The organism is Streptomyces cinerochromogenes, assembly GCF_014648635.1.
GTDB classification, from domain to species: Bacteria; Actinomycetota; Actinomycetes; order Streptomycetales; family Streptomycetaceae; genus Streptomyces; species Streptomyces cinerochromogenes.
On the sequence record NZ_BMRM01000008.1, the window covers coordinates 82,921 to 103,393 of the forward strand.

18 protein-coding genes are annotated in these 20,473 nt (G+C 75.0%); 9 read left to right on the forward strand and 9 right to left on the reverse strand.

From position 1 onward, the window contains the following. Window positions 1-207: 207 nt before the first annotated feature. From IEZ20_RS17010 to IEZ20_RS17020, 3 genes are read right to left on the reverse strand one after another with little or no spacing between them, the layout of a single operon-like run. Window positions 208-975 carry a polysaccharide deacetylase family protein gene (locus IEZ20_RS17010; RefSeq protein WP_189299319.1) on the reverse strand — a complete coding sequence of 256 codons (768 nt, stop codon included), beginning with the start codon at window positions 973-975 and terminating at the stop codon, window positions 208-210. Between the two features lie 7 nt (window positions 976-982). Beyond that, entirely contained in the window at window positions 983-1,972 is a 990-nt protein-coding gene (locus IEZ20_RS17015) for a DMT family transporter (protein ID WP_189299867.1), read from the reverse strand. A 14-nt stretch (window positions 1,973-1,986) separates the two neighbouring features. Then, window positions 1,987-2,826, reverse strand: a complete 840-nt coding sequence (locus IEZ20_RS17020; protein WP_189299321.1) for an SDR family NAD(P)-dependent oxidoreductase — start codon at window positions 2,824-2,826, stop codon at window positions 1,987-1,989. A gap of 219 nt (window positions 2,827-3,045) precedes the next feature. On the opposite strand from IEZ20_RS17020, the gene IEZ20_RS17025 reads away from it, so the two are divergent. The 5 genes from IEZ20_RS17025 to IEZ20_RS17045 all read left to right on the forward strand — a co-directional run bounded on the left by IEZ20_RS17025 (window position 3,046) and on the right by IEZ20_RS17045 (window position 6,944). Continuing rightward, window positions 3,046-4,551, forward strand: a complete 1,506-nt coding sequence (locus tag IEZ20_RS17025; RefSeq protein WP_189299323.1) for an MFS transporter — start codon at window positions 3,046-3,048, stop codon at window positions 4,549-4,551. A gap of 139 nt (window positions 4,552-4,690) precedes the next feature. Then, window positions 4,691-4,909 (forward strand): hypothetical protein, encoded by a 219-nt coding sequence (locus IEZ20_RS17030; protein ID WP_189299325.1) that lies wholly within the window; start codon window positions 4,691-4,693, stop codon window positions 4,907-4,909. Between the two features lie 78 nt (window positions 4,910-4,987). Beyond that, window positions 4,988-6,043, forward strand: coding sequence for an iron-containing redox enzyme family protein (locus tag IEZ20_RS17035; RefSeq protein WP_189299328.1), 1,056 nt, complete (start codon window positions 4,988-4,990; stop codon window positions 6,041-6,043). 33 nt (window positions 6,044-6,076) lie between these two features. Further along, window positions 6,077-6,718 (forward strand): HemK2/MTQ2 family protein methyltransferase, encoded by a 642-nt coding sequence (locus IEZ20_RS17040; RefSeq protein WP_189299870.1) that lies wholly within the window; start codon window positions 6,077-6,079, stop codon window positions 6,716-6,718. Beyond that, complete coding sequence (locus tag IEZ20_RS17045) at window positions 6,699-6,944, forward strand: CDGSH iron-sulfur domain-containing protein (protein WP_373303939.1); 246 nt, start codon at window positions 6,699-6,701, stop codon at window positions 6,942-6,944. The genes IEZ20_RS17040 and IEZ20_RS17045 overlap by 20 nt, the downstream gene beginning before the upstream one ends. A gap of 208 nt (window positions 6,945-7,152) precedes the next feature. Here IEZ20_RS17045 and IEZ20_RS17050 read toward each other — a convergent pair whose 3' ends face one another. After that, window positions 7,153-7,587: a protease inhibitor gene (locus IEZ20_RS17050; RefSeq protein ID WP_189299330.1), complete on the reverse strand. Its 435-nt coding sequence runs from the start codon at window positions 7,585-7,587 to the stop codon at window positions 7,153-7,155. Window positions 7,588-8,017: 430 nt separating this feature from the next. Here IEZ20_RS17050 and IEZ20_RS17055 point away from each other — a divergent pair, with 430 nt between their 5' ends. After that, the gene (locus tag IEZ20_RS17055) at window positions 8,018-9,196 is read left to right on the forward strand and encodes a lactate 2-monooxygenase (protein WP_189299332.1); all 1,179 of its coding nucleotides are present in this window, start codon (window positions 8,018-8,020) and stop codon (window positions 9,194-9,196) included. A gap of 18 nt (window positions 9,197-9,214) precedes the next feature. Here the strand turns inward: IEZ20_RS17055 and IEZ20_RS17060 are convergent, their stop codons facing one another. The 4 genes from IEZ20_RS17060 to IEZ20_RS17075 all read right to left on the reverse strand — a co-directional run bounded on the left by IEZ20_RS17060 (window position 9,215) and on the right by IEZ20_RS17075 (window position 14,883). Continuing rightward, window positions 9,215-10,753, reverse strand: coding sequence for an RICIN domain-containing protein (locus tag IEZ20_RS17060; RefSeq protein ID WP_189299334.1), 1,539 nt, complete (start codon window positions 10,751-10,753; stop codon window positions 9,215-9,217). A gap of 337 nt (window positions 10,754-11,090) precedes the next feature. Then, window positions 11,091-11,468: a toxin Doc gene (locus IEZ20_RS17065; protein ID WP_041666033.1), complete on the reverse strand. Its 378-nt coding sequence runs from the start codon at window positions 11,466-11,468 to the stop codon at window positions 11,091-11,093. Window positions 11,469-11,471: 3 nt separating this feature from the next. Then, window positions 11,472-11,711, reverse strand: coding sequence for a hypothetical protein (locus tag IEZ20_RS17070; protein ID WP_189299337.1), 240 nt, complete (start codon window positions 11,709-11,711; stop codon window positions 11,472-11,474). Window positions 11,712-11,790: 79 nt separating this feature from the next. After that, a complete protein-coding gene (locus IEZ20_RS17075; RefSeq protein WP_189299339.1) occupies window positions 11,791-14,883 on the reverse strand; it encodes a glycoside hydrolase family 2 TIM barrel-domain containing protein in 3,093 nt (1,030 codons plus the stop codon). Window positions 14,884-15,160: 277 nt separating this feature from the next. Here IEZ20_RS17075 and IEZ20_RS17080 point away from each other — a divergent pair, with 277 nt between their 5' ends. Continuing rightward, the gene (locus tag IEZ20_RS17080) at window positions 15,161-17,560 is read left to right on the forward strand and encodes a SpoIIE family protein phosphatase (protein WP_189299341.1); all 2,400 of its coding nucleotides are present in this window, start codon (window positions 15,161-15,163) and stop codon (window positions 17,558-17,560) included. A 15-nt stretch (window positions 17,561-17,575) separates the two neighbouring features. Here the strand turns inward: IEZ20_RS17080 and IEZ20_RS17085 are convergent, their stop codons facing one another. Then, complete coding sequence (locus IEZ20_RS17085) at window positions 17,576-18,124, reverse strand: RNA polymerase sigma factor (protein ID WP_189299343.1); 549 nt, start codon at window positions 18,122-18,124, stop codon at window positions 17,576-17,578. A 46-nt stretch (window positions 18,125-18,170) separates the two neighbouring features. Between IEZ20_RS17085 and IEZ20_RS17090 the strand changes: the two genes are divergently transcribed. Together IEZ20_RS17090 and IEZ20_RS17095 are read left to right on the forward strand one after the other, a co-directional pair. Further along, the gene (locus IEZ20_RS17090; RefSeq protein ID WP_189299345.1) at window positions 18,171-19,589 is read left to right on the forward strand and encodes a serine/threonine-protein kinase; all 1,419 of its coding nucleotides are present in this window, start codon (window positions 18,171-18,173) and stop codon (window positions 19,587-19,589) included. 161 nt (window positions 19,590-19,750) lie between these two features. Next, window positions 19,751-20,455 carry a DUF4232 domain-containing protein gene (locus IEZ20_RS17095; protein WP_189299347.1) on the forward strand — a complete coding sequence of 235 codons (705 nt, stop codon included), beginning with the start codon at window positions 19,751-19,753 and terminating at the stop codon, window positions 20,453-20,455. Window positions 20,456-20,473 lie beyond the last annotated feature (18 nt).

A 20,473-nucleotide genomic window follows, 5' to 3' on the forward strand; every position in this document is an offset into this window, starting at 1 on the left:
CTGCGGCCTTCCGGGCCCCGTCCCTCACGCGCCCCTGTCGCACCGGTCGCCCCGGTCGCGCCCGTACGCCCCGTGCGGCAGCCGCTCGCCCTCCCGCCCGGTGACGGCCAGCGGCGCACCCGCCACACCTCCACGACGGTCCGTACGGCCTTCCGGGGCCCCGTCCCTCACCCACCCCGTTCGCCCCGGTCACCCAGGTCACCGCGGTCACCCCGGCGCGGCAGCGCTCCCGTCCGGCTCCGGGATCGGGCCGTGCTCGCGGAGCGGGCCGACCGTGAGGCCCGCCTCGCGGCAGTCCTGGACGATGGCCGGCAGGGCCGCCAGGGTGGCGTGCCAGCAGTCGGGGGCCGAGTGGCGGTCGGAGTCGTGCAGCAGGATGGTGCCGCCGCCGCGGAGGTCCGCGGCGACCCGGGCCCGCACGGACTCCGGTGTGGCGTCGGCCGTCCAGTCCCTGCCCCACGCCGACCACAGCACCGTCCGCAGTCCGGCCCGCCGGGCGGCCAGCCAGCGGCTGGTGGTGAGGATGCCGTACGGGGGGCGGTACCACTGCGGGCGGTGACCGCTGAGGTCGTGCACCGTGCGGACCGTCCGGGCGATGTCCTCGGCGTCCCGGGCGAACGCGGGGCGCCAGGGCCGGTCGTGGGTCCAGCCGTGCACGCCCAGCTCGTGCCCGCGCCGTACCGTCTCCCGGACCACGCCGGGGTGGCGGAGCGCGTGCCGGCCGAGGACGAAGAAGGTGGCCCGCACCCCGAGCGCGTCCAGCGCGTCGAGGAAGCGCGGGGTCGAGGCGGGGTCCGGTCCGTCGTCGAAGGTGAGCGCGATGTGCCCGGGGCGGCCGGTACCGGCGAGGCCGGGGAGGAGCAGCAGCCGTACGCCCGGGAGCCAGCCGGCCGCCGGGCCGATGTGGGCCAGGACGACACCGGCCGGCAGCAGGACGGCGGCCGTCCGCCGGGCGCGGCCGGACACGGAGGACATCGGTGACCTACCTCCTCGGGGTGCGTGGCACGGCGGGGGCGGATCCGGGGGACGTCCCCGGGTCCGTGGCGTCCCACTCCCCGCCGACGGACGAGGCGTGGGCCAGGCCGATGCTGCCCGCCCCGATCAGGGCGACACCGATCGCCTCCGGCAGCACGTTCAGGCCCAGGCGGATCGACTCGGCGAACAGCACCCAGCCGAGGACGACGCTGGTGAGCGCGTCGCCGAGGGTGAGCGCGGGCTGGGAGGCGGTCAGCGAGCCGGCCCCGAACGCGCCCTGGAGCAGCAGGAAGGCGACGAGCCCGGCGGCCCCCGTGGCGTACAGCGACCAGTGGCCGAACATCGCCGCGGGGCCCTGCCCGAGCCGTCCCACGGCCTCCTTGAGCAGCGCGGCGGTGAGGGCGAAGGACACGGCGGAGGCGAGACCGAGCAGTGCGGCCCGGGAGGCGCCCCGGGCCGGGCGCGCGACCGTCACGAGCAGTACGACGGTGCCGAGCGCCCCGCCGCCGCCGAGCAGCCAGTCCCCCGGCCGCGCGGTGGGCCGGCCCGGGGACGGCGCGGCGGCGAGCAGGAACAGGGCGAGCCCGCCGCCGAGCGCGGCGAACGCCAGCCAGGTCCGGCCGTCCGGGCGGCGCCGGAAGACGACGCTGCCCACGGCCAGGGTGAACAGCAGCTCGGCGGCGAGCAGGGGCTGGACCAGCGACAGGCTGCCCACGGCCAGCGCCCCGGCCTGCAGCAGGCTGGACAGGGCCAGCAGCCCGGCGCCCGCCAGCCAGTAGGGGCGGCGCAGCAGATGGGCGTACCGGCGCACGGCGGACCGCTCCGGGCCGGCCGCCCCGCCGGCCGGCTCCGGCCCCTGCCCGCGCCCCTGCCCGCGCCTCTGCTCGTGCTCCTGCTCTCGCTCCTGCTCCTGTACGGCGGCCCGGCGCTGGAGCACCGAGGCGGACGCGTTGGACAGGGCGGCGAGCAGGGCGAGCAGCACCGTGAGGGCGGTCATGGCGGTCATGACGGTCATCCGAAGCGGGCGGCGAGCCGCCGGTACAGCCCGGGCACCGCACCGCGCACCCGGACGGGCAGCCGTAGCCACCCGGGGACGTACACCTCGTCCTTGCCGTGCAGGGCGGCGGCGCAGACCGCGGCCGCGACGCGTTCGACGGGGACGGGCCGCGGCCAGGCGCGGGTGTAGGGGGTGCCGCGCCGGTCGAAGAAGGGCGTGTCGACGACGCCGGGGACGACGAGGCCGACGCCCACCCCGGTGCCGCGCAGCTCGTAGCGCAGGGAGTCGGCGAAGGCGGCCAGGGCGGCCTTGGCCGCGGAGTAGACGGCCTCGCCGCGCACGCCCACGCTGCCGGCGAGGGACCCGATGAGCACGACGCGTCCGGAGCCGGCGGCGACCATGTGCGGCAGCACGGTCCGCACCAGGTGCACGGTGGCCAGCAGGTCGACGCCCACGACCTCGTCGATGCGCGCGGCGGGCATACCGGTGAACTCCCCCGCCCAGCCCACGCCGGCGCCCGCGACCAGCAGGTCGAGTCCGCCGAGGTGGTCCAGGGCGAGCGCGGTGAGCCGGCGGCCGGCGCCGGGGCGGGTCAGGTCGGCGGGCAGCGGGATCGCTCCGGACTGGGCGGCCACCTGCTCCAGTCGGGTGACGTCGCGCCCGTTCAGCGCCAGCCGCCAGCCGCCCTCGGCGGCCAGCCGACGGGCCACGGCCGCGCCGATGCCGGAGGAGGCACCCGTCACCAGGGCGGTGCCGCCCCGGCCGGGGCGCGGGGCGGTGGCCGCCGTTCCGGCCGGGGCCGGGAGCGGCCGGGTGTCGTTCGACGGACCTGCGGGGGACGGGGCATGGGACATGGTGACGACCTCACTGCGACGGCGTGCACGGGCTCGCGAATGCCGGGGCCGAACCTTCGCGGTGTTTCCAGGGCGCCACACCCTGAAACGCCGCGCACGGCGGAGAGGGCCGCAATAAAGAAACGTTGCCGTTTCGCTCGCGGTGACCTAGGCTCGATGTGTACGAAACAGTTTCGTTTACGAGCTGTTTGCCGTCCCGCTTCCCCGGAGTGGTTCCGCATGCCCGAGAAGACCCTGGCCGAAAGCTCCCGCACCGGAGCGGCGGCCACAGCGCACGCCGAGGCCTCGCCCAAGCGCTGGTGGATCCTCGCGGTCATCGCCATCGCCCAGCTGATGGTGGTGCTGGACGCGACGATCGTGAACATCGCCCTGCCGTCCGCCCAGACCGACCTCGGCTTCTCCGACGGCAACCGCCAGTGGATCGTGACGGCGTACGCCCTCGCCTTCGCCTCCCTGCTGCTCCTCGGCGGCCGGATCGCCGACCTGTTCGGCCGCAAGCCCGCCTTCCTCGTCGGCGTCGTCGGCTTCGCCGCGGCCTCGGCACTCGGCGGCGCCGCGAACGGCTTCACCATGCTGGTCGTCGCCCGCGCCCTGCAGGGGGCCTTCGGCGCGCTCCTCGCCCCGGCGGCGCTGTCGCTGCTGAACACCACGTTCACCGACGCCCGGGAGCGGGCGCGCGCGTTCAGCGTCTACGGCGCGATCGCCGGCGCCGGCGGCGCGGTCGGCCTGCTGCTGGGCGGTGTACTGACCGACGCGCTGGACTGGCGCTGGACGCTGTACGTCAACGTCGCCATCGCGGTCGTCGCCTTCGCGGGCGGCTGGATTCTGCTGGGCAACCACCGCGACGCGGCGAACGCCAAGCTGGACGTGCCGGGCACGGTGCTGGTGGCCGCCGGTCTGTTCGGCCTGGTCTACGGCTTCTCCAACGCCGAGACGCACGACTGGGACTCCCCGCTGACCTGGGGCTTCCTGATCGCGGGCGGGGTACTGCTGGCAGCCTTCGCCTGGTGGCAGACCCGGGCCGCGCACCCGCTGCTGCCGATGCGCATCCTGCTGGACCGGGACCGTGCGGCCTCCTTCCTCGCCGTGCTGATCACCGGCGCGGGCATGTTCGGCGTGTTCCTCTTCCTGACCTACTACCTCCAGCTCATCCTCGGCTTCAGCCCCACGAAAACCGGCGTGGCGTTCCTGCCGATGGTCGGCGCGCTGATGGTGACCGCGCAGGCCGGCACCACGGTGCTGCTGCCCCGGCTCGGCCCGAAGGTGGTCATCCCGATGGGCTTCGCGATCGCCACGGCCGGCATGGCCTGGCTGACCGGCATCGGCCTCGACTCGGGCTACCTCGGCGCGGTGCTGCCGCAGCTGATCGTGATCGGCGTGGGCCTCGGCCTGGTCATGCCGCCGGCGATGCAGCTGGCCACCGGCGGGGTCGCGGCCGAGGACGCCGGCGTGGCCTCCGCGACCGTCAACGCCATGCAGCAGGTCGGCGGTTCGATCGGCACGGCGCTGCTCAACACCCTCGCGTCGAGCGCCGCCACCTCGTACCTGACCGGCCGGGACGCCACCAGCAAGCTGGTGCGGGCGCAGGCCACGATCGAGAGCTACACCACCGCGTTCGGGTGGTCGGCGGCCCTCTTCGGCGCGGGCACGGTCATCGCGCTCCTCTCCTACCGGCGCGGAGTGCCCCGGCAGGACGCGGGTGCCGCACCCGTCGTCCACATGTGACCGCCACCGGGCCCACCACGGCCGAGGGGCCGCCGTCCGCAGGGAGACGGCGGCCCCTCGCCCGTCCGGCGGGGCGCTTGAGACCGCGCCCGCGGGTAACTCGCAGGGGAGATCACGACCACGGCGGAAGGAGACGACCATGCCGGGCGGGAACGACCACGAGCAGCGGCCGGAGTCGGCCCTGGAGGAGGTGCTCCGGGAGGTCGAGGAAGCCGAGAAACGCGACGAGGAGAAGGCCGCCACGGGCACGGCCGGCCACGGCACGGACGACGCCGGCCAAGCGGACGACGGCACGGGCGAGGCCGGCGACGCCATCACCCCGAACACCGGAGCCCAGGAACAGGCGAACGGCGACTGAGACCGGCGGCCCGGGCCGACCGGGGACGGCGACAGGCGCCCCCCCGGTGCATTCGCGCAGGCCGGGTACCCGAGCCCCATGAACCAGCACGCGCGAGGACCCCTGCTGCCCCCGGACCGCGGCCCGCTCTCCGCCGCAGTCGCCGCGTACCTGCGCGGCACGGGCCCCCTGCCCCGCCCCGCGGACGCCGAGGCCGCGGACCCGTACGGGGACGACCTCCAGCTCGCCCTGTACCTCTGCTACGAACTGCACTACCGCGGCTTCGCCGGGGTCCCGCCGGACACCGAGTGGGACCCGGGGCTGCTGCGCGTCCGCGCGGCGCTGGAGCGGCGCTTCCGGTCCGCGTTGCGCGCCGACACCCCCGTCCACGACAGTCTGGACGAGGCGATCGCCGCCCTCCTGGTCGAGCCGGCCGAGGGCACGGGCGTCACCCACTTCCTGTGTGCCGAGGGCGAGCTGTGGCAGCTGCGGGAGTACGCGGCGGTGCGCTCGCTGTACCACCTGAAGGAGGCCGACCCGCACGCCTGGGTGCTGCCGCGGCTGTGGGGCCGGGCCAAGGCGGCGATGGCCGCGGTGGAGTACGACGAGTTCGGCGGCGGCCGCCCCGAACGGGTGCACGCCCGCCTGTTCGCCGACCTGATGACGGACCTGGGCCTGGACACGGCGTACGGCCGCCACCTGGACGCGGCCCCGGCCGAGATGCTCGCCGTGGTGAACCTGATGTCCCTGTTCGGTCTGCACCGCGAGCTGCGCGGCGCGCTGGTGGGTCACTTCGCCGAGGTGGAGATCACCTCGTCGCCCGGTTCCCGCCGGCTGGCCGAGGCGATGCGCCGCACCGGCGCCGGCCCGGCCGCGGAGTTCTTCTACGACGAGCACGTGGAGGCGGACGCGGTGCACGAGCAGGTCGTCCGGCACGAGGTGATCGGCGGGCTGCTCGCCGAGGAGCCGGAGCTGGCACCGGACATCGCCTTCGGGATCGACGCGACCGAGTACCTGGAGGAGCGGCTGGCCCGACGGCTGCTCGCCGACTGGCGTGCGGGACGGTCGTGCCTGCGGGCCCCGCTGGAGGCACCCCTGCGGACACCCGCGCAACAGCCGGCACCGCCGGCACGGGAGGCATCCCATACATCCTGATTCCCCGGGTATCCGGACGGTGTGATCGCAGTGATGCTTCCGGGTGTGTACGCCCCGCAGGACGACACGGAACTGCTGGCCGAGGCCCTGCGCGAGGTGGCCCCGCCACCCGGCGCCCGTGTGCTGGACGTGGGTACCGGAAGCGGTGCGCTCGCCCTGGAGGCGGCCCGCCTGGGCGCCGAGGTGACCGCGGTGGACGTGTCCCGGCGGGCGGTGTGGACGGTCCGGCTGAACGCCTGGCTGCGGCGGCTGCCGGTACGCATCCGACGCGGCAACCTGTTCGCACCGGTGCGGGGCCGCACCTACGACCTCATCCTGGCGAACCCGCCCTATGTGCCGGCACCCGACGCCGGGCGCGGGCCGCGCGGCCGGTCCCTCGCCTGGGACGCGGGACGTGACGGGCGCCTGCTGCTCGACCCGATCTGCCGGGACGCGCCGGCGCTGCTGAACCCCGGGGGCACGCTGCTGGTCGTGCACTCGGCGCTGAGCGGTCCGGACCGCACCCTGGAGCTGCTGCGGGCGGCGGGGCTGAAGGCCGCCGTGATCCGGCGCCGCTGGATCCCCCTGGGGCCGGTGCTGCGCTCCCGGGCGGACTGGCTGCGCCGGCGCGGGCTGCTCGCGCCGGCCGAGGACAGGGAGGAACTGGTGGTCATCCGTGCCGAACGACCCTGCTGACCGCGCGGCGGACACCCCCGCCCGCCCGGCGCCGGACTCCGCTGCCGGGCGGCCCCGCCGGATCACCGTGCAACGGCGCGGGCCCCTCCTGGTGGAAGGGCCCGTGGAGATCGAGTTGGAGGACGGGACCACGGTCTTCTCGGACCGGTTCCGCGTCGCTCTCTGTACCTGCCGGCGCAGTCGCCGCTACCCCTGGTGCGACACGAGCCACCGGCGCAGGTCCTGAACACTCCGTTGAAACGGATGGTTTTTCGCCGCTCCCCGGAAGGCCCCCCACGGGCCTGCCGGGGAGCGGCTGTGTGACCGGGTCCGGCGGGCGGCCCCACTCCGCCCGCCGGTCCCGGTACGAGATCGCAGGTTCCCCGCTGCAGGGGCCGCACTCCCCAGTTGCGGGCCTGATCCGGCGTCCACGGGGACCCGTTGCGATCCCGGTCCTAGAACGCGAACAGGGTGCCGCCGACGGCGTCCCTCATGCACGCGTTGCCGAAGGTGCGCTCGTAGGAGACGCGCTTGCCCTGCCAGACACCCTGGACGGTGACGACGACGGGGTCGTAGACCTTGGTGCACATCACGTCGCCGGCGGGCTTCAGGGCGTCGAGTTCGCCGCCGACGCCGCGCAGTTCGGCGCAGGCCTCGGCCGCTGCCGGGTGGGTGCCCGAGGCCGTGGGGGCGCAGTTCAGGGTGACGGCGCGCTCCGGTGTGGCCGTGGCCGCGTCGTTGCCGTGGCCGGTGGTGAGCACCAGCGCCGAGGGGGCGTACAGCGACGACGGGGCGGCGCCCGGTGCAGCGACGGCGGCCCCGGTCAGGGGTCCGCAGACGGCGGCGGCCGTCAGGCCGATGGCCGCTGCCCAGCGCGCGGTGTTCCGCATTGTGTGCATCCTTCCGCTCGAACGGACGAGGTGCCGGCTCCGGTCCGGTCGGGCACCGGAGCGGCGTGCGCCACTCTGCCGAGTCCACCGCCGAAACTCACATCGAACCCATGGGTTTCAGTAACCTTTCGTGTTGAATCAGTGGCGTGAAGTCACGGAAATCGAACGACGTGACCCCGGAACAGAGCCGTTCCCCCGCCCCGGAGGCGACTGGCTGGCCGAAAATCAGCGGTTCGTTAATCGTCCTGAAACATTCCGGCTACGCCCACCGGAAGTCCCTTGATGACTCCTTGTGTTCATGAAGTGATCACCAGGAGCGGGTGCCTCCGCCACCCCGGAGCCGCGCCGGCCCTGCGCGGACCCTGCCGCTACTGACTTACCAGTCGGTATGGTCGGCTGCGCACGCGGCCGGCGACCTCGGGAGGGACGAATGGCACCGCACTGGGCGGACTTCCAGTACGAGATCTATCTGAACGGGACGACCGGGGCGGTGCCCCGGCTCCCCACCGATCTGACCCGGCTGGAGGAACTGGCCGGGCACCGGCTGGGCCCGGGACCGGTGGGCTATGTGGCGGGCAGCGCGGGGGACGGCAGCACGGCCCGCGCCAACCGGGCGGCCCTCGCCCGGCACCGGATCGTGCCGCGCATGCTGCGGGACGTGCAGCTGCGCGACCTCACGACGGAGGTGCTCGGCCGGACCCTGCCGGCGCCGCTCGCCCTGGCGCCGGTCGGCGTGCTGTCGATCATGCACCCGGACGCGGAGTCCGCCGCCGCCCGGGCCGCGGCCGCGCGGGGCGTGCCGTACATCCTGTCCTCGGCGTCGAGCACCCCGCTGGAGCGGGTGGCGGAGGCGATGGGGGACGCCGAGCGGTGGTTCCAGCTGTACTGGGGCAAGGACCGCGAGGTGACCCGGAGCTTCCTCGCCCGGGCGAGGGCGGCCGGGTTCTCGGTGCTCGTGGTCACCCTGGACACCCCGCTGCTGGCGTGGCGGCCGCGCGACCTGGACCAGGCGTACCTGCCGTTCCTGCACGGCGTGGGCACGGCGAACTACTTCACCGACCCCGCGTTCCGGGCGGGACTCGCCAAGCCGGTGGACGAGGACCCGAACGCGGCGGTGCTGCACTTCCTCGGCCTGTTCGGGGACGCCGGACACACCTGGCCGGACCTGGCCTTCCTGCGCGAGCACTGGGACGGCCCGATCGTCCTCAAGGGCGTGCTGCACCCGGACGACGCCCGGCTCGCCGCCGACGCTGGGATGGACGGCGTGGTGGTCTCCAACCACGGCGGCCGGCAGGTGGCCGGCTCCGTCGCCGCGGCCGACGCGCTCCCCCGCGTCGCGGACGCGGTCGGCGACCGTCTCATCGTGCTGTTCGACAGCGGGGTCCGCACCGGCGCCGACGTCTTCAAGGCCCTCGCCCTCGGCGCCCGCGCGGTCCTGCTGGGCCGCCCGTACGTCTACGGCCTCGGTCTGGACGGCGAGGCGGGCGTGGACCACGTGATCCGCTGCCTCCTCGCGGAGTTCGACCTCACGCTGGCCCTGTCGGGCCACGCGAGCCCGGGTACGGTGGCCCGGTCGGACCTGGAGACGGACGGCACGGCGACTCCCTGAGGGGGAGCCGCCGGTGGCCTACGCCGCGCTCCACCTCTGGCCGGCCGACCCGTCCCGGACCTTGACCACGAGGTCGGCGCCGGGCCCCTCCCCGCCGGCGGCGAGCGCCAGGGTCCGGTCCCACCGCGGCAGCAACTCGCCCTGGGGAGTGAGGTCGTAGCGCACGTCGTCCGCCCGCCCCGAACCGGCGTCGGCGCAGTCGCCGAGCACCACCACGCCGGCGTCGGCATGCGAGTCCAGGCACAGACCGGCGCCGGCGCCGCTGCGCAGCAGTCCGTCGGCCTCGTACGTCCACCGCTGCGTGGCCGCGCTCGAGCACACCGCGAGGACGGTGCTCGCGCCGGCCGCCGGGCGGCCCTTGACGTCCAGGCACAGCCCGGCGGCGTTGCGCAGCGGGCCCGGCCGGCCGACGGCGGGCGGGCCCGGGGTGCCGGACGGAGCCGACGTGCCGGGGACGGCGCCGGTGGAGACGACCGGTTCGGTGCCGTCGCCGCCGTCCGGCCAGGCGCTGATCGCCAGGACGGTCGCGAGCAGCCCGGCCGAGGCCACGCCGACACCGGTCAGCAGCGTCCGCGACGACCAGGCGGTGCCGGGTGCGCGGCGCGCGGTCACCCCGGCGAGGAACCGGGCCGGCGGCCCGGATCCGCCGTCCCCGGCACGGCGCCTCCCGCCGCCGCGCCGGCGTCCGCCGGAGCGTCGGGAGCCGGAGCCGGCGGGGCCCGGGCGGCGGCCGGGGCGGGAGTCGAGGTAGCGGCGGGCGCCCCAGCCGAGCACGGCCTCGGCGAGCAGCACGCCCAGGGCGGCGTCGGCGTGGCCGAGTTGCTCGGCCGCGTGCCGGCAGTAGGCGCAGCCGGCCAGGTGCTCCTGGACGTCCGGCAGCAGCGTGCCGCCACGGCGGATCGGGACGTCCAGCAGACGGTTGTAGTAGCGGCACTCCTTGCCGGGCGCGAGTTCCCGGTGGGCGCGCACCAGGCCCTCCCGGAATTTCTCCCGGGCCTGTTCGAGTGCGGCCGTGGCGCTCCGGAGGTCCATGCCGAGCAATCCGGCGGGCACCTCCGGCGGTTCGGCCTCGACCTCGGTGTGCCACAGCAGTGCCTGTTCCAGCCGGGAAAGGGCGTGGAACGCGCGGTCGGTCAGGGCGCGGTTCTCGGGTGTCAGCGGCTGCGCGGTGCGCATTCCGCGGGCCCCGGCGGGTTTTCCGAGTCCGGGCAGTACGGCGGTGATCCGGTCGGTGCCGGACCAGTTGACGACCGTGTCCCGGACGGCCACCAGCAGGCGCGGGCGCAGCGCGTCGGCGCCTTCGCCGAGCGCCAGCCTGCCGAGGACCTGGTGGAAGGCGGTGGCGGTGACCATGTGGGCGAGGGGTCCGGAGGCGGCCAGGCAGATGACCGCGTACTCCTGGGCCGACTGCCAGTGCCGGGCCATCAGGAGGGCGGCCGACCGGGAGGCCTCCGCGTCGGAGCCGGCCCGCAGCGGACCGGCGAGGAACTCGTCGGATTCCCCGGGTTCGGCGCCCGGCGGCGGATAGGGAGGACGAGGGGGGTGGGGGGTGAGCACGGAGCGGATTCCTTTTGGCGCGTGGTGCGAGCGGAAATTCACCGCGTTTGAACCCTTGCACACCTGCCGCACGGGCAACAAGGCGGACGGACGACTTCGGCCGGATTGACAGAAAGTCAGAAAGGCGGGTGCCGACCGGGGTTGGCGAAAAGCCGACCCGTTCCGCGTGCGCCCCGTGTGAAGTGCGCGCACACACCGGCCGGGCGCGCACGCTCCCGCGACGGGCGCGCCGGTAGTGGACTGGGAGCCGGTCCTCCCCGGATGGCCCCGCTCCCGGCCGGCGGTCCCGGCGGCTTCCCCCCGCCGGCCGGGACGGGGCCGGCCGCCCGGCGTCCGGTCAGATCTGCCAGGAGCGGAGCCGGTCGGCGGCGCCGTACACGTCGGTCTTGCCGGAGATCAGGTCGCGGGCCAGGTCGACGAGCGCGCCGTAGGGCGGGTCGATGCCGACGCCGCTGACGAACATGTAGGCCACGGCGGTCGCGCAGGCGAAGCGGGCGTTGGCCGCGGGCAGCGGCTTGAGCACGGCGAGGGTGTGCAGCAGCGCGGCGGCGCGCCAGGCCGCGTCGGAGTCCACGCCGAGCCGGGGCGGGTCCACCCGGTGCCGGGCGACGGCGGCGACCAGGGCGGAGAAGTCGTCCACCGCGGGCTGGTCGGGCAGGACCTCCTCGTGCCGCTGGAGCAGCCACGGGACGTCGATGTGGATGACGGAGGGCATCGCTCAGGCGGCCTCGTCCTTGCCGGGACGCTCGTCGTCGGGGAAGGCCGCCGCGAATTCCTCGGCGTGCCCGGCGAAGAAGCGGCGGAACGCCTCGGCGCCCTCCTGCAGGGCGCGGTGCCGGGCGATGTCGGCGGCGGCGGCCTCACGCACGAGGGCCTTCATCGACGTACCGCGCTCCTTGGCGATCTGCCGCAGGTCCTCTAGTTCCCGTTCGCTGAACTCCACGTTGAGAGCTGGCATGCCCCACACGGTACCGCGCGGGTACTCGCCCGTAAATAGCCGCAGGTCAGGCGGTACCCGCTGCGGTACCAGGCGGGGTTCAGACGTCCAGTCGGCTGATCCGCACCGCTCCCTTCGCCAGGCCCGGGTACGCGCTGGTGAGGGTCAGGCGGAGGCGGGAGCCGCGGGCCGGGTCGAAGGTGAGGACCGTCGGGGTGTCGGAGGCGGTGGCCCACTCGGTCCTCGCGCCGGTCACCGGGGTGTAGGCGTGCCCGTCCCAGACCGCGGCCTCCACCCGGGCGGGCAGGCTGTGGCGGTCGTCGACGGTGAAGGAGACCGCGACCCGGTCGAAGCTCCGGGTGCGCCCGAAGTCGACCGACACCCAGTCCTCGGTCCGGGCTCCGTCGAAGGCGGGGAGCAGCGCGGTCGCCGACTTGGTGAACGCGTTGGACCAGCCGGTGGCGGGGTCGCCGTCGAGCATGGCGGCGGGCAGGGTGTCCGGACGGCCGGAGTAACCGGCGTCGGCGTGCGGGTAGGCGGGCGGCGCCGGGTGATCGGGCCGGAAGGCGGCGGGTCCGGTGGTCACGGCCGGGCGGGCCGGGGTCGCGGTCAGGCGGACCGTGTCCGGGCGGAGGCCGTCCGCCCGGGCGGTCAGCTTCAGCGTGCCGGGCCGCGGGCCGGACCGGACGATGGCGAGGGCCTTGCCGTGGAAGGCGGTGCGGGTGCTCGCCTGGTAGCGCTCGGCGCTCTCCTGGCGGCCGTTGTCGACGCCGGCCAGGGAGCCGCCGGTGACGTCGAAGGCGATGAGGTGCCCGGCGTCGGGCACGACCACGCCGTGCGCGTCCACGATCTCGGCGGTGACGAAGGCGAGCGAACGGCCGTCGGCGGCCAGGGACGTGCGGTCCGCGGTGAGGCGTACGGCGTGCGGGGCACCGGCGGTGCGCAGCACGTCGGTGGCGACGACCTTGCCGTCCCGGCGCGCCACCGCCTTCAGCTCGCCGGGCCGGTAGGGCACCTTCCAGGTCAGGTGGAGCTTGCCCGCGCTGCCGTTGGGACTGGTGTAGCTGCCCGGGTGGGGGCCGTCGGTGAAGGTCTTGTCGTCGCCGGTGGGCTCGGTGGTCTCCAGGTAGGTGCGGCCGTCGGTGGTCTTCTTGACGTCGAACTCCCGTACTCCGAGGGACTGTCCGTCGAGGAACAGCTCGACGGTGGGCACGTTGGCGTACGCCCAGACCTCGACGGTGTCGCCCTCCTCGTGGTTCCAGGTCATCGGCAGCAGGTGGACCATCGGCTCGGTCGTCCACTGGCTCCTGAAGAGGTGGTACATGTCCTTGGGGAAGCCGGCCGTGTCGACCGCGCCGAAGAAGGACGCCTTCACCGGGAAGACGTCGTACGGCGTCGGCTCGCCGATGTAGTCGATGCCCGACCACAGGAACTGGCCCGCGAACCACTTCCGGTCCCGGTCCTTCTTGTGCCCGTACTCGCCGCTCATCGTCCAGGAGGCGAGGTTGTTGTCGTAGGACGAGACCTCCCGTCGGCCGGGCGTGTGGTTCTCGCCGGTGTTCAGATGCTCCGGCTCCTGGTACGTGCCCCGGGTCGAGGTCTCCGAGGAGGACTCGGACTCGAAGAGGAACAGGTGCGGGTACTTCGCGTGCAGGGCGTCGACCGACCTGGCCGTGTTGTAGTTCAGGCCGAGGCCGTCCAGCTTGGCGAGCATGCGGTCGGCCGCGGAACCGGTGGCGGGCACACCGTGGTACTTGTCCGAGCCGATGACGAGCGGCCGGGTGTCGTCGGCGGCCTTGATCGCGCCGATGATCCGGTCCGCCATGGCGAGCCCCGCGGTGGAGGTGGAGTCGGGGATCTCGTTGCCGATGGACCACAGCACCACGGCGGGCGAGTTGCGGGCGGCGAGGACCATCTCGGTGGCGTCCTTCTCGCACCACTCGTCGAAGAACCGGCCGTAGTCGTACCTCGTCTTGCCGGTGCGCCAGCAGTCGAAGGCCTCCACCATCATCACGATGCCCAGCTCCTCGCAGACCCGGATCATCTCCGGCGAGGGCGGGTTGTGCGAGGTGCGGAGGGCGTTGACGCCCATCGACTTCATGATCCGCATCTGGCGTCGCACGGCGTCGATGCTGATCGCCGCGCCGAGGGCGCCCTGGTCGTGGTGGAGGTCGACGCCCTTGATCTTGGTGTACGTGCCGTTGAGGGAGAAGCCCTCGTCGGGGTCGAACCGGAAGGTGCGGATGCCGAAGGGGGTGCGGTAGGTGTCGGTGGTGCGGCCCCCGACGCGCAGCTCGGTGTGCAGGGTGTAGCGGTGCTCCGGGGTCGCGAAGTCCCACAACAGGGGCCCGGGGACGGTGAGTTCGTGGGTCTCGGCGGCCTCCTCCGACACGGCGGCCGTGGTGGCCGCGCGGGCGACGGTCCGGCCGTCGGGTGCGGTGATCCGGGAGCGGATCTCCACGTCCGCGCCGGTGCCGGACTCGTTGCGCACGGTCGTCCGCACCCGGACCAGCGCCCGGTCGGCCGAGACCTCCGGGGTGGTGACGTACGTGCCCCAGCGGGCCACGTGCACCGGCTCGGTGATCACCAGACGGGCCTCGCGGTAGATGCCGCTGCCGGAGTACCAGCGGCTGCTCGGCAGCTGGTTGCGCACCTCGACGGCGAGCACGTTGGGCGTGGTGCCGTCGGTGTGGACGAGACCGGTGAGGTCGAGGGCGAAGCCGGTGTAGCCGTAGGGGTGGCGGCCGGCCTCGGTGCCGTTGCAGGAGACGTACGCGTCCATGTAGACGCCGTCGAACTCCACCGCGATCCGTTTGCCGGCGCAGTCCTCCGGGAGCGTGAAGGCGATCCGGTACCAGCCGAGGCCGCCCGGGAGGAAGCCGGTGCCGCTGGTGGTGCCGTGCTCGGTGGTGGGGGTCTGCTCGATGCTCCAGTCGTGCGGCACGGCGACCTCGCGCCAGGCCGAGTCGTCGTAGGCGGGGTCGGCGGCCCGCGCGTAGGCGCCGGTCGGGTCGGTGAGGCCGCCGGGGTCGACCAGGGCGAACCGCCAGCCGTCCCGCAGCGGCACCGTACGGCGTCCCCCGGCGCCGGACCCGGCGGCGAGGGCGGCCGGGGCCGCGGGAAGGCTCAGGAGCGTTCCGGCCGCGGGCGCTGCCGTGGCTGCGACCAGAACCGATCTGCGCGTGACCGTCATGGGCGGCTCTCCCTCATCAGGGCCCAGAAGTACTCACAACTGATCGTGAACAAACAGATTCTGACGTCCCGCCGCACACGATCGTCAAGAGTCCGGACTCCGGCACCTGCCCCTGGCCGAAGGTCGGCCTGAATTCCCCCTTGACCGTGCCCCGACCATGTTCGACCGGTCGGCCGGGGAGGCGGGAGTCGGCGTTCAGGGGAGGACGCGACGCACTACGCTGGAACACGGCTGGTGTCACCTGTTCACTGTGAGTGTGCGTTGGGGAGCGGCGAGGATGAGCCGGGTCTATCCGTTCGACGATGCGGCGACGGCCCGGGCTGCCATCGACGACGACGGCACGCTGACGGAGTGGAACGAAGGCGCCCGCCGGCTGCTCGGCCACCCGGCCGCCGCCGTGCTGGGCCGCCCCGCCGCCGAACTGCTGGCCGACGCCGGCCCGCCGGCCCCGCCCCGGGGCCCGCGCTGGGCGGGCACGGTCGGATTGCGCCACCAGGACGGCCGTACCGTCCCCGTGTGGGTGCTCGCCCACCGCCGCCCGCACCGCGACGAGCAGCCGGGCGGCTGGCTCCTGGTCAGCCCGCTCACCGACGCGCGGCCCCCCGCCGCGGACGACCCGCTCGCCGAGGCCGGCCTGATGCAGTCGCCGTGCGCGGTCGCGGTGTACGACGACCGGCTGCGGCTGTGCGGGATGAACGCGGCGATGGCCCGCGTCGTCGGGCTGCCCGCGGAGCGGCTGCGCGGACTCCGGCTCCCGGAGATCAGCGGCAGCCCCCGGAGCGAGGAACTGGAGCGGGGCATGCTCCGGGTGCTGGCCTCGGGCGAGCCGCTGGACGTGGAGACCTTCCTGCGCACCGGCGGGGAGGACCGCGCCCACGCCTGGCTCGCCCGCATGGCGCCGGTCCGCGACGGGACGGGCCGGGTGCGGGGGGTGTGCCTGGCCGCGCACGACGTCACCGACAACCACCGGGCCCGGCAGCGCCTGCACCTGGTCAACGAGGCCAGCGTGCGCATCGGGAGCACGCTCGACGTCACCCGGACCGCGCAGGAGCTGGCGGACGTGTGCGTGCCCGCGCTCGCCGACTTCGTCACCATCGACCTGCTGGACCCGCAGGAGTACGGCGGCGAGCCCCCCGCCCGCGTCACCGCGCCGGTACGGCTGCGCCGCGCCGCCCACCGGTCCGTGCTCGGCGGTGTGCCGGAGGCGGTGACCGAGCCGGGCGCGGCGGAGGAGTACCCGGCCTGCTCCCCGCAGGCCGACTCGCTGACCGCCGGCCGTACGATCACCACCTCGGTGGCCGCCGGCGACATGGACCAGTGGCTGCACTGGCACCCGGAGCGCGGCGAGCGGGTGCGGCGGCTCGGCATCCACTCGTCGATGTCGGTGCCGATCCAGGCGCGCGGGCTGACCCTGGGGGTCGCCGTGCTCACCCGGCACCGCCGGCCGGACCCCTTCACCGCGGACGACGTGCTGCTGGCCGAGGAGATCACCGCGCGGGCCGCCGTCTGCATCGACAACGCCCGCCGGTACTCGCGCGAGCGGGAGACCGCGCTCGCGCTCCAGCGCAGCCTGCTGCCGCGGTCCCTGCCGCGCACGGCCGCGCTGGAGGTCTCCTCGCGCTATCTGCCGGCCGCGCGGGCCGGGGTGGGCGGGGACTGGTTCGACGTGATCCCGCTGTCCGGGATGCGCGTCGCGATGGTGGTCGGGGACGTCGTGGGGCACGGCATCCAGGCCTCGGCCACCATGGGCCGGCTGCGCACCGCCGTCCGCACCCTCGCCGACATCGACCTGGCCCCGGACGAGTTGCTCACCCACCTCGACGACCTGGTGGTCCGGCTGTCGGAGGAGTCCGGGCCCGACGCCGGCCCCGGCGAGGCCGGAAGCCCGGGCGAGGTCGGCGCGACCTGCCTGTACGCCGTGTACGACCCGGTGTCCCGGCGGTGCACCCTGGCCCGCGCCGGGCATCCGCCGCCCGTGGTACTGCCGCCGGGCGGCACGCCGCACGTCCTGGACGTGCCCGCCGGTCCCCCGCTGGGGCTGGGCGGGCTGCCCTTCGAGGCCGCCGAGGTGGAACTGCCCGAGGGGACCGTCCTCGCGCTGTACACGAACGGGCTGGTGTGGTGCCGGGACCGGGACCCGGAGGCCGGCCGGGAGCTGCTGCACCGGGCGCTCGGTGCGTACGCGGACTCCCTGGACGCGACCTGCGACCGGGTCCTGCACACGCTGCTCCCGTCCGGCGGCGCACCCGACGACGTCGCACTGCTCCTCGCCCGCACCCTGGGCCTGCCCGCCTCGCAGGTGGCGACCTGGGACATCCCCGCCGACCCGGCGCTGGTCGCGCCGATCCGCAAGCAGGTCGTGGAGCAGCTGGACACCTGGTCGCTGAGCGAGGCGGCGTTCACGGCCGAGCTGGTGGTCAGCGAACTGGTCACCAACGCCATCCGGTACGGCGCGCGGCCGATCCGGCTCCGGCTGATCCACGAGGAGGCCACCCTGATCTGCGAGGTCTCCGACAGCAGCCACACCGCCCCGCACCTGCGCCGGGCCAAGACCTTCGACGAGGGCGGCCGGGGACTGCTGCTGGTCGCCCAGCTCACCCAGCGCTGGGGCAGCCGGCACCACGCGGAGGGCAAGACGATCTGGGCGGAGCTGCCGCTGTTCGAGGAGGACCAGTAGGCCCCGGGCGACGCGTCAGGAGGCCGTGAGCCAGGGCCGTACCTGCTTGCGGGCCTCGTGCAGCCGGGACTTGAAGGTGCCGAGCGGGATGCCGGCGCGTTCGGCCGCCTCGGCGTAGTCGAGCTGGCAGATGTCCCGGTAGACCAGCGGTGCGACCAGGTGCGGATGCTGACGCTCCAGGCGGTCCAGGGCCTCCAGCAGGTCCACCCGCGAGCCGGCGATCACGCTGGTCGTGCGCGGGTCGACGGCGTGCGCCGGCTCGATGGCCGCGGGCTGTTCGGCGGCCCGCCGCTTCAGCTCCCGGTACTTCTGCCGGCAGCAGTTGGCGACGACGGTGTACAGCCAGGTGCCGAAGCGGCTGCGTCCCTCGAAGCCGGAGAGGTGCCGGGCCACCTGGAGCAGCACGTCCTGGGCGGCCTCCTCGGCGTCCTCCCGGCACGGCAGGAAGCGCGCGCAGCGGCGCACGACCTCCGGCCGGATCTCGGTCAGCAGCCGGTCCAGGGCCGCGCTGTCGCCGGCCGCGGCCCGCCGGGCGAACTCCTCCATCGGCGCCGGGTCCTGCACGGACGGCCCCCCTCCCAGTCGATCTCAGGCCAGGCATGATAGTCGTATGCACCCCCTGGAGCGGATCGGCCGCCACCGCCTCGAACGGCCGCTGGGCAGCGGCGCCTTCGCCACGGTGTGGCTCGCCCACGACCCCGAGCTCCAGGCCCCGGTGGCGGTGAAGGTCCTCGCCGAGAACTGGGCGCACCGGCTCGACGTCCGGGAGCGCTTCCTGTCCGAGGCGCGGCTGCTGCGCCGGGCCGGCTCCGGCCGGGTGGTGCAGGTCTACGACATCGGGGAACTCCCGGACGGCAGGCCGTACTTCGTGATGGAGTACGCGGGCGGCGGGACCCTCGCCGATCTGCTGGCGGACGGTCCGCTGCCGGTGCGGGAGGCGCTCGCGCTGACCGCCGAGGCCGCGCGCGGTGCCGCCGCGCTGCACGAGGCGGGCATCGTGCACCGTGACATCAAGCCGACCAACGTGCTGCTGCACACCGCACCGGACGGCACCCGGCGGGTGCTGCTGGCCGACCTCGGCCTGGCCAAGAGCCTCGCGCAGGCCTCGGTGCTGACGCTGGCGGCGGGTTCGGCGGGCTACCGGCCGCCGGAGCAGGCCGAACCCGGGGCGGGCATCGACGAGCGGGCGGACGTCTACAGCCTGGGCGCGGTCGGCTACGAACTGCTGACCGGGACGGTGCCCGGCCCGCCGGGCCGGGTGACACCGCCCCGCCGGCTGCGGCCGGACCTCGGCGAGGACGTGGAGCGGGCCCTGCTGCGCGCGCTGGAGCCGGACCGGGCGCGGCGCTGGCCGGGCGCCCAGGCCTTCGCGGACGAGCTGGACCGGCTGGCCGCGGCACCGCACGCGCTGCCGGCCGGGTCGGCGGTGCCGGCGCGGTCCCTGCGGCGCCTGGACGGGGTGCGCGGCCGGCTCAACACCGTGACGCTGGCCGTCGCCGCGGTCCTCGCCGCCACCGCCGCCGCGGTCACGGTGACCGTGGCCCTGCACCGGGACGGCACCGCGGACGGCGGGGTGCGGGTCGCGGACGCCACCGGGAGGGTCACCCTGCGCGTGCCGGACGCGTTCGGCCGCGAGCTGCGCGACTCCGGCTGGGACCCGGGAGCGCTCGGACTGGCGTCCGGGCACGCGCCGGGCCTCGTGGTGGCCGGCGACCTGTCCCGCTGGTCCGACCCGAAGTCCGCCGTGGACGGGGTGTTCGTCGGGGTCAGCGCGGACGGTGACGTCGGCGCGAAAGTGAAGGCCCTCGCCCACTCCGGCTGCCGGTACACGGGCGCCCGCACCTTCGCGGACGCCCACTGGCGGGGGCTGGTCCGGTCCTGGAGCGGCTGCCCGGACGGCGGTTCGGTCACCGAGTCCGCGCTGCTCCCGGCGGGCGGCGCCGCGCACCCGCAGGTGTACGTGCAGGTGCGTCAACAAGACGGCGAGGACGCGACCGACACCGTACTCCGTTCGCTGCGGGTGGCCTGACGGGCGCCTGCCGAGGGCCGGAACGGGGAAAAGAACCCGACAGAATCCGCCGCGTCCCGAACTTTTCCGGCGGTCCGTGCATCGGACGGAGAGAACGGCGCACCCGGCGCCGTAGGCACGCGTCCCGGTCGCGTGCCGTGACCCTCCAGGAGCGTGGAGACATGGTGTACACCCCCCGGTCCGCGCGGCCCGGTGCCCTGCTCGTGGGCACGGTCGCCGTGCTGGGCCTCCTGACCGCCTGCGGCACCGACTCCGGCGCGCACAGCGCCGGACCGGCCACCGTCTCGGGTACGGCCGCGCCCGCGCGGGACACCCCGACGGCCCCGCCGACGGCCCCGGCCTCCTCCCCCGCCGGCAGCGGCCCGGTGTCCCTGCCGGAGGCGACCGGCTCCCCGGGCGGCGCCACGGCCTCGGCCGGCCGGGCCTCGACCACGCCGGCCGCGGCGAGCACCCGCTGCCACACCTCCGAGCTGCGGGCCTCCGTGGGCCGCAACGACCCGGGCGCCGGCCAGGAGAACTTCCCGGTGGTGCTCACCAACACCTCCGCGCGCACCTGCACCGTGCGCGGCTACCCGGGCGCGGCCTTCGTCAACGGCTCCGGCACCCAGCTCGGCCCGGACCCGAAGCGGGAACCGGGCACCCCGGTGACCGTGACCCTCCGGCCCGGGAAGAGCGCCTGGGCGGGGCTGACCTTCTCCAACCCGGAGATCAGCGGCGCGAAGACGGCCCGGCCGGCCGCGCTGGTGGTCACCCCGCCGGACGAGCGGGACCCGTTGAAGGCGGCCTGGTCGGGCGGGCCGGTGCCGGTTTCCGGGAACTCCTCGGCCGTCCGGCTGACGGTGCTCAGCCCCGGCACCGGTCCCTGAGCCGGAGCCCCCTGCACG

What these genes read in the sequence shown, in the direction of transcription:
- IEZ20_RS17010 (WP_189299319.1), bottom strand. Translation starts at nt 975, where the DNA reads ATGTCCTCCGTGTCCGGCCGCGCCCGGCGGACGGCCGCCGTCCTGCTG.
- IEZ20_RS17015 (WP_189299867.1), bottom strand. Translation starts at nt 1,972, where the DNA reads ATGACCGCCCTCACGGTGCTGCTCGCCCTGCTCGCCGCCCTGTCCAAC.
- IEZ20_RS17020 (WP_189299321.1), bottom strand. Translation starts at nt 2,826, where the DNA reads ATGTCCCATGCCCCGTCCCCCGCAGGTCCGTCGAACGACACCCGGCCG.
- IEZ20_RS17025 (WP_189299323.1), top strand. Translation starts at nt 3,046, where the DNA reads ATGCCCGAGAAGACCCTGGCCGAAAGCTCCCGCACCGGAGCGGCGGCC.
- IEZ20_RS17030 (WP_189299325.1), top strand. Translation starts at nt 4,691, where the DNA reads ATGCCGGGCGGGAACGACCACGAGCAGCGGCCGGAGTCGGCCCTGGAG.
- IEZ20_RS17035 (WP_189299328.1), top strand. Translation starts at nt 4,988, where the DNA reads ATGAACCAGCACGCGCGAGGACCCCTGCTGCCCCCGGACCGCGGCCCG.
- IEZ20_RS17040 (WP_189299870.1), top strand. Translation starts at nt 6,077, where the DNA reads ATGCTTCCGGGTGTGTACGCCCCGCAGGACGACACGGAACTGCTGGCC.
- IEZ20_RS17050 (WP_189299330.1), bottom strand. Translation starts at nt 7,587, where the DNA reads ATGCGGAACACCGCGCGCTGGGCAGCGGCCATCGGCCTGACGGCCGCC.
- IEZ20_RS17055 (WP_189299332.1), top strand. Translation starts at nt 8,018, where the DNA reads ATGGCACCGCACTGGGCGGACTTCCAGTACGAGATCTATCTGAACGGG.
- IEZ20_RS17065 (WP_041666033.1), bottom strand. Translation starts at nt 11,468, where the DNA reads ATGCCCTCCGTCATCCACATCGACGTCCCGTGGCTGCTCCAGCGGCAC.
- IEZ20_RS17070 (WP_189299337.1), bottom strand. Translation starts at nt 11,711, where the DNA reads ATGCCAGCTCTCAACGTGGAGTTCAGCGAACGGGAACTAGAGGACCTG.
- IEZ20_RS17075 (WP_189299339.1), bottom strand. Translation starts at nt 14,883, where the DNA reads ATGACGGTCACGCGCAGATCGGTTCTGGTCGCAGCCACGGCAGCGCCC.
- IEZ20_RS17080 (WP_189299341.1), top strand. Translation starts at nt 15,161, where the DNA reads ATGAGCCGGGTCTATCCGTTCGACGATGCGGCGACGGCCCGGGCTGCC.
- IEZ20_RS17090 (WP_189299345.1), top strand. Translation starts at nt 18,171, where the DNA reads ATGCACCCCCTGGAGCGGATCGGCCGCCACCGCCTCGAACGGCCGCTG.
- IEZ20_RS17095 (WP_189299347.1), top strand. Translation starts at nt 19,751, where the DNA reads ATGGTGTACACCCCCCGGTCCGCGCGGCCCGGTGCCCTGCTCGTGGGC.